The organism is Prochlorococcus marinus subsp. marinus str. CCMP1375, from assembly GCF_000007925.1.
Taxonomy (GTDB): Bacteria; Cyanobacteriota; Cyanobacteriia; order PCC-6307; family Cyanobiaceae; genus Prochlorococcus_E; species Prochlorococcus_E marinus.
In genome coordinates this window covers 39,142-52,664 of record NC_005042.1, presented here as the reverse complement: position 1 = coordinate 52,664, position 13,523 = coordinate 39,142, and the positions used below count along the sequence as shown (strand labels likewise).

Sequence of the window (13,523 nt, the reverse complement as noted above, 5' to 3'; positions counted from 1 at the left end):
AATCAATCTAAGGATTGTATTATTCTTTCTTTAGCTAAATCAAGTGCATCATCCAATTTTGTAGGATCCCGGCCACCGGCTTGAGCGAAATTGGGGCGGCCGCCGCCGCCGCCGCCACAAATTTCAGCAATCGGACCAAGGAATTGTCCTGCATGCAATCCTTGAGCAATAATTTCTGAACCAAAAGCAGCTACTAAAATTACCTTTTTTTGATCATTAAGATCTGGCATTCCTGCTAAAACTACAGCAGCATTATCACCTAATTCATCTACTAAGGTTTTGACGACAGACTGTATTGCATCTCCTGTAACACCATCGAGACGTTCTATAAGGTATTGACTATTGGTTAAAGAAACAACTTTATTCTTTAATGATAAAGCCTTAGTAAATGCAACTTCGTCCTGAGCCTTGACAAGTAATTTAGTTAAAGATTTCACTTCATCCTGCAAAGCAATAACTCGATCAACAATCTCATTAGATTGTGCCTTGAAACGTTCGCTTAAAATCTTTACAACTCCATCACGATCATTTAGATAATCCAATACTCCTTGTCCTGCAATAGCTTCAATCCTACGAATACCTGCGGCTATCCCAGTCTCACTAACTATTTTAAACAAACCTATTTCCGCTGTATTAGTAACATGAGTACCACCACAAAGTTCTTTCGACACTCCCGGAACATCAACTACTCGAACAACTTCCCCATACTTCTCACCAAACATTGCAATAGCACCTACCCGTTTAGCCTCATTAATAGACATTTCAGAAATAACTAAAGAATGAGCTTCCGAAATCCATCCATTAATTAATTTTTCTATATGTTCTAATTCAGCACCAGAGACAGGTCGCACAAAGTGAAAATCAAAACGGAGTCTATCAAAATCCACTAAAGATCCCGCTTGAGTAATATCTGAGTCTACTGCCTTTTTTAATGCAGCCTGTAAAAGATGAGTAGCAGTATGATTAGCTTGGGCACACCTGCGACTAAAACTATCAACTGTACATTGAACGTTATCACCTAATGTCAACACTCCATTCTTAACAAGTCCAGAATGTACAAATGCCCCTTTAACACGACGTACACTATCAATTTCGATCAAGCACTCAGAATCATCAGAAGATGCAGAACTGATAATCCCTCTATCACCTATTTGACCTCCACCTTCTCCATAAAAAGGAGTCATATTTAGCACTATATCTATTTTATCCCCTACATTACATTCTTGGGACGAAACTCCATTAACCACTATGGCCTGGACCTGACTGAATTGCTCTAATTGTTGATAACCCAAGAAGTTAGTCTCACCTACCTCAGAAACAACTTTATCAATAGTATCTTGAAGAGTGAGATCAATTGTCATAGCAGCAGATTTAGCTCGTCGACGTTGTTCATCCATCGCTTTTTTAAAACCCTTCATATCAACTCTCAAATCATTTTCCTCAGCAATTTCTTCAGTAAGTTCAACAGGAAAGCCATATGTATCATACAACTCAAATGCCGCTTCCCCTGTTATTACCGATGGAGCTTTCGAAAGTAATTCTGCTAACAATTTTTCTCCTTTTTCTAGGGTTTCTAAGAAACGAGTCTCTTCTCTCTGAAGCTCTTTGAAAATCAATTGACGTCTTTCCAATAGTTGAGGGTAAGCAGATTGCATTAACTCAATCGCCACTTCAGCAATTTGCACTAAAAAAGGTTTTGTAATTCCTATTAAGCGACCATGTCTCACAACACGCCGAAGTAATCTCCTTAAAACATACCCACGGCCCAAATTACTTGCTGAAACTCCATCTCCTATCAAATGCACACATGCTCGCGTATGATCACCAATCACTTTAAAAGATGCTTTGATTGTCGCATTTAAGTCTTCATACTGAACATCGATTAAAGAAGCAATTTTTTCAAGAAGTGGATAAATTAAATCCGTTTCATAATTATTAGCAACTCCTTGTAAAATCTGCGCCATTCTCTCCAGTCCCATACCTGTATCGATATTGCAATTCGCCAATGATGTCAAAGTACCAGAAGAATTACGATTGTATTGCATAAAAACTAAGTTATAAAACTCTATGAACCGTGTATCATCTTCAAGATCAATTTCTTCTTCTCCAAGTTCTGGATGAAAATCATAATAAAGTTCTGAGCAAGGCCCACAAGGCCCCGTTGGTCCTGAGGACCAAAAATTATCCTTTTCATCCATTCGTATAATTCGGCGAGGGTTCACTCCTATTACGTCTCGCCAAATCTGTTCGGCTTCGTCATCTTCGCGAAAGATACTGATAACTATGTGCGATGGATTTAAACCAAAAACATTGATACTTAGTTCCCAAGCCCATTGAATTGCTTCTTTTTTGAAATAATCACCAAAAGAAAAATTGCCTAGCATCTCAAAAAAAGTGTGATGCCTTGCAGTTCGGCCTACATTTTCTATGTCATTTGTTCGTATACATTTCTGGCAACTAGTCACTCTCGCTGAAGGTCTATCTTGATGCCCCAAGAAAACAGGCTTAAAGGGGAGCATTCCTGCAATGGTTAGTAATACTGTTGGGTCATTAGGAACTAAAGAAGCACTTGGCACAATTTCATGACCACGTTCTGCATAAAAATTGAGGAAGGCAGCCCTAATCTCTTCCCCTGTAAGAGATTTCATCTCAGAGTTAGAAGACAATCGTTCAACTGCCATAGCAAAATTGGAAGTTGTAAAAAGGGCATCAAAACTGATGCACTACAACAATAGAAAAGAAGTAATTAGCTTCTCATAAAATCTAGCCAATTAACTGTCATTATTAGCTATGAGGTTTCTGAAAATCATTATTTTTATTGCTTGTCACAACATATCAAATAAAGCAAATTTCATGATGATAGATACATCCCAGCCATGACTCTGCTGCACGCCACTTGGATTTCAACTAATTGGCATCCATCTAATTTAGGTCAATCAGAATTGTTCCTTTGGGCAGACCAATGGCGCGTAGTAACTCCAAAACAAATAATACAAACACCTTCACCTCACCCGTTTAGCCTATCTTCAGATGAATTAAAAGAATGGCTCAATAGCAAAAAATTATTGCCTAATGAGAGTATTAATACATCTGCATGTCTCACTCTTCCTAGTAAACCCATTCACAAAAAAAATAACCAAAAATCTAAGAATCAAAAAACTGGTATTGAATCTGAATGGAAGGGACTCCCTTTACAAGCTCATGAAGAAATAGCAACACAATATGAATGTTGGCCATGGAAAGTAGATGGAATTTCACTCACTACTGTCGAAGCAACAGAATGGCTTACAAAATTACCTTTATCAAAAAAAGATTCTGATCTTAGTGAAGAATTACTTTGGTGGGCTCATTTAGAGCGTTGGTCTCTTAATCTAATTGCGAGTGGACTATGGCTACCTCAAGTTAAATTACACAAGAAAGAAGGAAATGAATATCGTGCATCATGGATACCTCTGCTGAATCAAGAAAATGAAAGAAATCGCTTAGAAGAGTTTGCAAAAAATATTCCCTTGGTCGCTATTTGTGCAGTCCCATGGATAGAAGCTAAAGGACAAATAGTCAATACTGAGCAAGTCTCAAATTCAAACAATAATACACTCTCTTTATATAGGCCAAGACACAATCGCGTAGAAGTGATGGATCTTCTCGAAGAACTTATTGATGCACAACTTCGAAAAGATTTTCAACCAAGAACTAAAAACTTGGATCCATTGTTAAAAGCGTGGCAAGAAGCACTTGGCACGAAAGATGGAATAATTAACCTATCGAATGAAAACGCTAAAAGATTAGAAAAAGCAAGTAAGAATTGGAAAAGAGGGTTGTCTAGTAATGTTCAACCTGCGAAAACATGTCTAGAGCTAATTGCACCGATTGATGATCTAGATTTATGGGACTTAAACTTTTCATTGCAATCAGAATCAGATCCGAGTATCAGACTAGCTGCAGATCAAATTTGGGAAGCAGGCGTAGAAGTAACCAAAGTTGGCGGAATAACAATTGACAACCCAAGTGAAATTCTTTTAGAAGGCCTAGGAAGAAGTCTTGAAATTTTCCCTCCAATTGAAAAAGGACTAGAAAGCCCAACTCCTCACACAATGAAACTGTCTGCATCAGAAGCATTTGTACTTATTAGAACAGCAGCAGCAAAACTTCGTGACATGGGTATTGGTGTAATACTGCCTAATAGTTTGTCCAAAGGATTTGCAAGTCGACTTGGTCTTGCTATTCAAGCCGAATTACCAGAGTCTTCACTAGGCGTAATGCTAGGAGAAAGTTTGAACTGGGATTGGGAGTTAATGATCGGAGGTATAAATTTAAGCATGAAAGAACTAGAAATGCTTGCAAAAAAAAATAGTCCTCTACTCAATCACAAAGGGACATGGATCGAATTACGTCCTAATGATCTGAAAAATGCTTCAAAATTTTTTGCTAATACTCCAGAATTAAACCTCGATAAAGCATTAAGGCTTAGTGCTAATAAAGGCAACACTTTTATGAAACTTCCAGTACATCATTTTGAATCTGGACCAAGATTACAAAGTGTCTTAGAGCAATATCACCATCAGAAAGCGCCTGAACCTTTACCAGCACCTAATGGATTCCATGGGCAATTAAGGCCTTACCAAGAAAGAGGTCTTGGGTGGCTTGCATTTCTTTATCGTTTTAAGCAAGGAGCATGCTTAGCAGATGACATGGGGCTTGGTAAAACTATTCAATTATTATGTTTTATTCAGCACCTAAAAGTTCAAAACGAGCTTACTAAGCCTGTACTCCTAATTGCGCCTACATCTGTGCTGACAAATTGGAAAAGAGAGGCTGCCACTTTTACTCCAGAACTATGTATACATGAACACTATGGTAGTAAGAGACATTCTTCAATACCAAAATTACAAAATTATCTAAAAAAAGTTGACATTATGATCACAAGTTATGGGTTACTTTATCGAGATGGCGAGCTGCTACAAGAAATCGACTGGCAAGGAATAGTTATTGATGAAGCTCAAGCTATTAAAAATTCCAAATCAAAGCAAAGTATTATAACTAGAGCAATAAGCAAAAATCTCATAAGTAATCCCTTTAGAATTGCTTTAACAGGAACGCCAGTAGAAAATCGTATTAGTGAACTATGGGCACTAATGGATTTCCTTAATCCAAAAGTATTAGGTGAAGAAGATTTTTTTAATCAGCGATACAAGTTACCGATTGAGCATTATGGCGACATCTCTTCATTAAAAGATCTCAAAACACAGGTCAGTCCTTTTATTTTAAGAAGATTGAAAACCGATCAATCTATTATTTCTGATTTGCCTCAAAAGATTGAATTAAATGAGTGGGTTGGACTAAGCCAAGAGCAAGAGCTTCTATATAAACAAACGGTAGAGAAAAGCTTAGATGAACTCGCCTCATTACCCATTGGTCAACGCCAGGGTAAAACATTGGGTCTACTTACTCGTCTTAAACAAATTTGTAATCATCCAGCAATTGCTTTAAAAGAAACTCAAGTCGAGAAGAATTTCTTATTAAGATCTTCAAAATTACAAAGACTGGAAGAAATACTACAAGAAGTGAAAGAATCTCATGATAGAGCTCTGCTCTTTACTCAATTTGCTGAATGGGGGCATTTATTGCAAGCGTACTTACAAACAAAATGGGAATCAGAAGTACCTTTCCTACACGGAGGCACTCCTAAAGGGAAGCGACAAGAAATGATAGATCGTTTTCAAGATGATCCTAGAGGGCCAAATATCTTTTTACTTTCACTAAAAGCAGGAGGAGTGGGTCTTAATCTAACTCGTGCGAATCATGTTTTTCATATTGATCGTTGGTGGAATCCAGCAGTAGAAAATCAAGCAACAGATCGTGCATACCGAATTGGTCAAAAAAAAAGTGTTATCGTCCATAAGTTTATAACCACCGGCACAATCGAAGAAAAAATCAATCAAATGATTCTCGAAAAGACTGAACTAGCAGAAAATATTGTCGGATCAGGAGAAAGCTGGTTAGGGCAATTAAGTCTTGAAAAATTGAGTGAATTAGTTGCTTTAGATAGCAATCCAGAATTCTAAAAAATATGAATAACTCAGAAATAACAAGAGCAATAGGTCGAGACGGACTAGGCCAACAATCATGGTGGGTAGAACAATGGATGGAGCTGATTAATTCCTATCGTTATAAGAAGCGTTTAGAACGGGCTTGGATCTATGCAAGAGAAGGCAAGGTTTCTTCTATCATTTTCGAAGGGCAAAGAGTTCATGCAAGAGTTCAAGGCACAGAAATAGAACCATATAAAGTCAAGCTATGGTTAGATGTTCTTGACGATGAAGATTGGAAATATGTAATAGAAGCGTTAGCAAAAAAAGCAAAGTGGTCAGCACAATTATTAGCTGGAGTCATGCCTAAAGATATAGAACAAGCATTTGCTACTAGTGGCAAACGTCTGTTCCCATTTAATCTACAAGAAGTAAAAAGTGAATGTAGCTGTCCTGATCAAGCCAACCCATGTAAACATATCAGCGCAATTTATTTTTTGATGGGAGATCAATTTAAAGAAGATCCTTTTATCCTCTTTCAACTACGCGGCAGAAACAAAAATAGATTGTTGTCAGATTTAAGTAAAGAAAGAGTAATAACAACTAAGAAAAATGAAGAAGGAAAAAGAAAAAATATATTGCACAAATTACCTAAAAAGAGCAATGCAGAGAATGGAAGTAAAAAAATATTGAATCAATGGTGGAGTTACAGAAACAACTTAGATGATGATCTAGTAGTCATAGCTCCCTCAATCGAAGAAAAATCAGGGGAACATTTGGACAGAGAATTACCACTTGCAACAGCCCCTGCTTTTCCTGACTCGCAAATTACTTTTTTAAATAATTTAGTTTCATACCATCAACAACAAAGACAAAAAGCAATGATTCAAGCAATGTCAATCAATCACTAGATCATTTTTTGACTAACTTCAAGGATCCTAAATTTCTTATAAATTTTTTTCTGTAGAGCAAGGCTCATATCCGAACTGAAACGCCCTAAAATATTGAGAGTGATGGATGTAATCTATGAGTACTAACTCAAGAGCAGTCATCGAACAAAAAATTACTAGCCCTAGACTTTCATTGCAATGCGAGCCAATTGCAAGCAATACTACCGCGATTAGATCACTAGACTGGGATCGCAGTCGATTTGATATTGAATTTGGTTTACGAAATGGAACAACCTACAACAGTTTTATTATTCAAGGAGAAAAAACAGCCTTAATTGATAGCAGCCATGTCAAATTCAGAAGCACTTGGGTTGACGCACTAACCAAATGCATTGATCCAAAAACAATTGATTTTTTAATTGTCAGTCATACCGAGCCAGATCATTCTGGATTAATAAGCGACATTCTAGATCTCAATAATGATATTGAAATTGTTGGCTCAAAAGTTGCCATTCAATTTTTAGAAAACCAAATTCATCGGCCTTTTAAATCTACAGCAATAAAAACCGGGGGAGAACTTGATTTAGGTATTAATCCATCTAATGGTATCCATCACAAACTTGACTTCATTAGTGCTCCAAATCTTCATTGGCCAGATACAATTTTTTCTTTTGATCATGCAACAAGTATTCTTTACACATGTGACGCTTTTGGCCTTCATTACTGTACAGATGAATTATTTGATCTTGATCCAGATGCAATTCTTCCCGATTTTCGCTACTACTACGATTGTTTAATGGGTCCAAATGCGCGCAGTGTTCTTCAAGCACTTAAGCGAATTAAAAATTTACCAACCATACAAACAATTGCCGTAGGTCATGGACCTCTTTTGCGTCATAATTTAGATCTATGGTTAAATAATTACCAGGAGTGGAGTGGTCAACGAAGTCAAGGAGAAGATTATGCAGCGGTATGCTATATCAGTCAATATGGGTTTTGTGATCGACTAAGTCAAGCAATTGCATTAGGAATAAATAAAGCAGATGCACAAGTACAACTAGTTGACATCAGAGCTTCTGATGCACAAGAACTCAGTGCACTTATTGGAGATGCAAAAGCTGTTGTTGTTCCAACTTGGCCTAATAAGCCTGACGCTGAACTCCAAAGCTCGATAGGAACATTGCTTGCTGCATTAAAACCGAAGCAATGGGTCGCCGTATATGAAGGCTATGGAAAAAATGATGAGCCAATTGATGTTGTTGCGAATCAATTGAGAAGTTTGGGACAAAAAGAAGCTTTTTCGCCTCTAAGGGTCAAGCAATCACCTGATGCTAATACTTTTCAACAATTTGATGAAGCCGGAACTGATCTGGGACAATTACTCAATCGAAAGAAAAATATTGCAACCATCAAAAGCTTTGATGGAGATCTTATGAAAGCAATGGGTCGTATTAGTGGAGGACTATATGTAGTAACAGCTAGCCAAGGTGATGATAGTAATAAGCGTAGAGGTGCCATGGTTGCAAGTTGGGTTAGCCAAGCAAGTTTCAATCCTCCTGGTCTTACAGTTGCTGTAGCAAAAGATCGTGCAATTGAGGCGCTGATGCAAGTAGGTGATCGTTTTGTTTTAAATGTGCTAGAAGAAAATAACTATCAACACTTATTCAGACAATTTCTAAAAAGATTCCCTCCAGGAGCTAATCGTTTTGAAGGAATTACTGTTATGGAGGATGTAGCCAAAGGAGGTCCAGTCTTAGGAGATGCACTTGCATATTTAGATTGTTTTGTAAAACAACGTCTTGAAACAACTGATCACTGGATCATCTATGCATTAGTTGAACATGGCAATATTTCAAATACAGAGACAAAAACAGCCGTACACCATCGCAAAGTTGGCACTTCTTACTAATGTTCAATAATTCAAAGAATCAATTCACACAATCTTCGAATGGCAAAGATGTAGTTCAGCTACCAATAGAAGATGGATTTATTTCTATTAGATGCCTTAGCCCCAAAAAACTAAGGTTTGAAATTGAATATTCCTTAGGTAAAGGAACAACTTCCAATGCATTTCTTTTTTCAAAAAATAATGGATCTCACATAATTTCTCCTGCTGTTTTGGTGAATCCACCTGGAGCCAACTTTCAAGAAGTATTTCTACCAACATTAAAAACGCTTATCAATAAAACCAAAGAACTACATATTATTATTGGTCATGTCAATCCAAATCGCATTAGCCTTCTACGAGCACTCGCCACAGAATTTAAAAATATAAAAATTATCTGTTCTAATCCAGGTGGAAAATTACTTAAAGAACTCTGGTATCAAAAAAAGCCTTCTAAAGAAAAGCTGAATGAAGAGAAAGGGTTAATTATTCCTTCTTTACCAGAAATTCGTTTAATAAAACAAGAAGAATCTATTTCTATCTTCAACGATTATGAATTGAGATTAATACCTGCCCCTACAGCTCGATGGCCTGGTGGACTAATAGCTTTGGAAGAAAAAACAGGCTTACTAATGAGTGACAAATTATTTGGTACACATATTTGTACAGCAGAATGGGCCGAGAGCAATAGAAGTAGCACAGAAGAGGAAAGGCGTCATTATTTTGACTGTCTTATGACTCCAATGGTGAGTCAAATTAATCGAATTATTGAAAAAATTGAGTTGCTTAATATTACGTCAATTGCACCTGGTCATGGACCAGCAATTGACACAAGCTGGCGCAGTTTATTAAATGATTATCAAAGATGGGGAGGACAGCAAAGCAAAGCCTCTATCAAAATCATCCTGTTATTTGCCAGTGCATATGGAAATACTGCATCAATTGCAGATAGTCTAGCTAAAGGAATTAGTTCAACTGGAGTTCAAGTAACAAGTCTAAATTGCGAATTTACACCAGCCAATGAATTATTAAATGAGATACAAAAAGCAGATGCATATCTCATTGGTTCGCCAACCCTAGGAGGACATGCACCGACACCGATTGTGTCTGCACTAGGCACTTTGCTTGCAGAAGGAGATAGAAACAAGCCTGTAGGTATATTCGGTAGTTACGGGTGGAGTGGTGAAGCTTTAGATTTGCTAGAAAATAAGTTACGTAATGGAGGCTTTGAATTTGCCTTTGATCCAATCAAAATCAAGTTCAGTCCAAATGCTGAAGTAATAAAAACACTTGAAGAAACAGGAACAATGTTAGGGAGGAAACTTATTAAAAAAGAGCGTCAAGAACAACGTCGATTAAGTGGAGGTATTAATGCTACAAAAAGTGACCCTGCATTATTAGCACTTGGGAAAGTTGTCGGCTCCTTATCTATCTTGGCAGCTCAAAAACATGAAGAAGAAAATTCCATTAGCAGTGCAATGGTAGCTAGTTGGATTAGCCAAGCGAGTTTCTCACCACCAGGAATCACAATTGCCGTAGCTAAAGATAGAGCTGTAGAAGCTTTGCTACATAAGCAAGATCTCTTTACTTTAAATATTTTAAATGAAAATAATTATCAAAATTCCCTAAAACAATTTCTTCAACCTTTCTTGCCAGGAGAAGATCGATTATCAGGCTTAAATTTACTACGCAGCCCTGGAGAGCAACCCATACTTCCTGAGGCCATAGCATGGATAGAAGGTTGTGTAAAACAACGAATGGAGTGTGGTGACCACTGGCTAATTTATGCAGAAATCCTACATGGAAAAGTTTTAGATCCGAATGGAGTTACAGCTGTACATCATCGTCATACCGGAGCAAATTATTAATGGCAAAATCTGATATACCTACCTAAGGATGCTTTAAATCAATCTAATGAATTCAGAGAACAAAGTATTGATCATCACTGCTAGTGATGGTGAAAACTTAAAACTTGCAAAACGTTTTGTTGTTTTAGCAGAACAAATGGGGGTCAATTCCACATTGATAGATCTTACAAGTCTGGAGTTACCTCTCTTCAGTCCAAAAAGGCATTCTGAATTAGGGATTCCATCTGCCATCACACTCCTTCATTCTGAAATGATTTCTATTTCCCATTGGGTCGTTTGTGCGCCAGAGTATAACGGCTCAATACCACCAGTACTAACCAACGCAATTGCGTGGCTTTCTGTTCAAGAAAAAGATTTCCGCAAATTATTTAACGGACGTCCCATTGCAATGGCTAGTGTCTCAGGTGGTGGCTGCATGGAAGTATTAATATCCATGCGTATACAATTTAGTCATTTAGGAGCTCAGGTCCTTGGACGTCAATTAGCTAGCAATAACAAGGCACCCGCTCAAGATACGTCAATAACAGACATATTAGATAGATTACTGCAAATGAAACCTTTGAAAATTAAACCGGCATAAAGTAATCATCTCATCCATATATAGTGAGCCAAAGCAATTAGCCCTTTTCTACAAATATTGAATTCATAATGAATAAGATGATCGAACATGGCTGCTAGACAAGCATTTAGCGAAATTACAAGCAACTATTGATTCTATTTTGAAACAATAAGGATAGGTTTTTCTTTCATTGGTACACTAGATATGTGGTGTGAATTAATGGAATGGTTTTGCCAACCACAGCCAAGCAAATGACATATTTTCGAGCATCAAATTGCGCAATTCGCTATAGAGGCTTTCTTCTTATAGAACAACAAAATAAAAGTTGGTTAATTAGACCAGAAAGAAGTCCCCTAGTCTTACTTCCTTTTAGAACAGAAATCTGTTCTTTAATTGAAGCAAAACTAATACTGGATGCCAAGCTTGATGAAAAAAAAGAAAAGTTAAAAGCTGCTTAAGACCAAATATTCAAACAACCTAAAGCTTGCTCTGATACCAAATTTTGAGAATATTTTGAGCCATTGGTAGGGCATGTACTGAACCACCGCCAGGGGTATTTTGAGCAAAAGCAACAATGACAATTTCACTTAACTCATAAGGAGCAAAACAGGCAAACCATGCATGATCTTTCCCACCACTACTATCTTCTGCTGTTCCAGTCTTACCAGCCAAGGGTGGCAAAGTTGGTAAATCCCACCGCAAACTTCTACCAGTACCAGATTCTACTACCTTCTTAAGACCTTCTCTAATTGTTTTCAGTGTAGTTGGTTTAATATCTACTTTTTTTCGATATTTTGAAGATAACCAATCAATATCACCATCAACGAAATGTGGAGTAATTAAATATCCACCATTTGCAAAAACAGCATATGCTCTAGCTAATTGTAGTGGTGTAACTTGAACCACAGCCTGTCCTATTGATGCACTGGCAATATCCTCAGGAATCCAAGGTGTTGTACCAGCTCTACCCCAGCCCCTACCTTTAGCAGCCCATTCTTCAGTACCAACAAAACCTTTGCTTTCCTCGTCTGCAATTTCTATACCAGTACGAGTATTAAAGCCAAGTTGCAATGCGGCTTTATGTAATTCCTTAATTCCAACTCCTACCCCTACTTGATAAAAAAATGTATTACTAGAAACTCTAAATGCATCTTCATAGCCAATTGATCCCCAGCCTTTTCGATTATGTTCAGGAAAGCAATGACCTCCATATTGAAGACAAGGAGCTGTCTCCAAAATTACATCTGGCTGAAACTTTCCGCTTTCCATTCCAGCCATCCCAGTAACAATCTTCCAAGTACTACCTGGGTCATACGCATTTAGAGCACGGCTTAATAATGGTTTGCTAGAAGATAAGAAAATCTTTTCAAATTCTTTTTGTGTTCTAATTGGTTTAGTAAAAAAATTAGGATCAAAGCTTGGCTTACTAGCCATCGCCTTTATAGCGCCAGTATTGGGATCTAAAACAACTATTGCTCCTGCAATTTTATCAGTCAAAGCTTTTTCTGCAGCTTTCTGTAGCTCAAAATCTAATGTTAATTTTAAATTATTTCCTTGTTTAGGAGGTTTAAAACCTAAACTTCGTTGAATGCGACCAGAAGCATCAACCTCTAACATCTCTCCTCCCCATTCACCTCGCAGATGACTTTCAAAAGCTGCTTCTAATCCACTCCTTCCGATAACATCTTTAATCTTATAACCTTGTTTAGAAAGTTTCTTATATTCATCGCGAGTAATCAATTGAGTATAGCCAAGAACATGAGATGCGAAATTCTTATTAGGATAATGTCGAATTAAATCAATACTAACATTTACTCCATCAATTGTTGATTGCTGTTCTTGAAACCGTAAAACCTGTTTCTTAGTCATATTACTAAGCAAAGTAATACTAAAATCATTATATTTAACGCCTTCTCTGTATAAATTGTCGAGAGAGTTTCTATCTGTTTCTAGTATCCTGGAAAGTCTTTTGAGCAACTTAGGCCATTTATCTTTTGCAATTAAATGAGGCTGAGCTATTAAAGCAAATCTAAGCTTATTATCTACTAATAAATTACCTTTTGCATCACTTATTGTTCCTCTAATAGGTGGATTAGATACTAAGCGAATACGATTCTGATCTGAAAGCGTTCTATAAAATGAGCCTTTAATAATTTGCAACCAAAATAATCTTCCTGAAATTAAAGAAAAAATTACCCCAATAATTAGAACAAGAGTGTTACTTTGATTTGTAAAATTACTTTTCTTATCGTTCTTTACATTCATTATATTGAAAAATTAAACTTAATAAAG

General features: G+C 37.0%; 8 protein-coding genes. 6 read left to right on the top strand and 2 right to left on the bottom strand.

Annotated elements, in window-relative coordinates:
* Window positions 1-2: 2 nt before the first annotated feature.
* Entirely contained in the window at window positions 3-2,681 is a 2,679-nt protein-coding gene (gene alaS, locus PRO_RS00245) for an alanine--tRNA ligase (protein WP_011124203.1), read from the bottom strand.
* Between the two features lie 195 nt (window positions 2,682-2,876).
* Here alaS and PRO_RS00240 point away from each other — a divergent pair, with 195 nt between their 5' ends.
* The 6 genes from PRO_RS00240 (at window position 2,877) to PRO_RS00215 (ending at window position 11,689) form a co-directional block, all read left to right on the top strand.
* Window positions 2,877-6,065, top strand: a complete 3,189-nt coding sequence (locus PRO_RS00240; protein WP_011124202.1) for a DEAD/DEAH box helicase — start codon at window positions 2,877-2,879, stop codon at window positions 6,063-6,065.
* A gap of 5 nt (window positions 6,066-6,070) precedes the next feature.
* Entirely contained in the window at window positions 6,071-6,940 is an 870-nt protein-coding gene (locus tag PRO_RS00235; RefSeq protein ID WP_011124201.1) for an SWIM zinc finger family protein, read from the top strand.
* 115 nt (window positions 6,941-7,055) lie between these two features.
* Window positions 7,056-8,828, top strand: a complete 1,773-nt coding sequence (locus tag PRO_RS00230; RefSeq protein ID WP_011124200.1) for a diflavin flavoprotein — start codon at window positions 7,056-7,058, stop codon at window positions 8,826-8,828.
* Window positions 8,828-10,672, top strand: coding sequence for a diflavin flavoprotein (locus PRO_RS00225; RefSeq protein ID WP_011124199.1), 1,845 nt, complete (start codon window positions 8,828-8,830; stop codon window positions 10,670-10,672). The genes PRO_RS00230 and PRO_RS00225 overlap by 1 nt, the downstream gene beginning before the upstream one ends.
* A 46-nt stretch (window positions 10,673-10,718) precedes the next feature.
* Entirely contained in the window at window positions 10,719-11,252 is a 534-nt protein-coding gene (locus PRO_RS00220) for an NAD(P)H-dependent oxidoreductase (protein WP_011124198.1), read from the top strand.
* A 203-nt stretch (window positions 11,253-11,455) separates the two neighbouring features.
* Entirely contained in the window at window positions 11,456-11,689 is a 234-nt protein-coding gene (locus PRO_RS00215) for a hypothetical protein (protein WP_011124197.1), read from the top strand.
* 19 nt (window positions 11,690-11,708) lie between these two features.
* Here the strand turns inward: PRO_RS00215 and mrdA are convergent, their stop codons facing one another.
* Window positions 11,709-13,496: a penicillin-binding protein 2 gene (gene mrdA, locus PRO_RS00210; protein WP_011124196.1), complete on the bottom strand. Its 1,788-nt coding sequence runs from the start codon at window positions 13,494-13,496 to the stop codon at window positions 11,709-11,711.
* Window positions 13,497-13,523: the final 27 nt, after the last annotated feature.

What these genes read in the sequence shown, in the direction of transcription:
- PRO_RS00220 (WP_011124198.1), top strand. Translation starts at nt 10,719, where the DNA reads ATGAATTCAGAGAACAAAGTATTGATCATCACTGCTAGTGATGGTGAA.
- PRO_RS00230 (WP_011124200.1), top strand. Translation starts at nt 7,056, where the DNA reads ATGAGTACTAACTCAAGAGCAGTCATCGAACAAAAAATTACTAGCCCT.
- PRO_RS00240 (WP_011124202.1), top strand. Translation starts at nt 2,877, where the DNA reads ATGACTCTGCTGCACGCCACTTGGATTTCAACTAATTGGCATCCATCT.
- PRO_RS00235 (WP_011124201.1), top strand. Translation starts at nt 6,071, where the DNA reads ATGAATAACTCAGAAATAACAAGAGCAATAGGTCGAGACGGACTAGGC.
- PRO_RS00215 (WP_011124197.1), top strand. Translation starts at nt 11,456, where the DNA reads ATGGTTTTGCCAACCACAGCCAAGCAAATGACATATTTTCGAGCATCA.
- PRO_RS00225 (WP_011124199.1), top strand. Translation starts at nt 8,828, where the DNA reads ATGTTCAATAATTCAAAGAATCAATTCACACAATCTTCGAATGGCAAA.
- mrdA (WP_011124196.1), bottom strand. Translation starts at nt 13,496, where the DNA reads ATGAATGTAAAGAACGATAAGAAAAGTAATTTTACAAATCAAAGTAAC.
- alaS (WP_011124203.1), bottom strand. Translation starts at nt 2,681, where the DNA reads ATGGCAGTTGAACGATTGTCTTCTAACTCTGAGATGAAATCTCTTACA.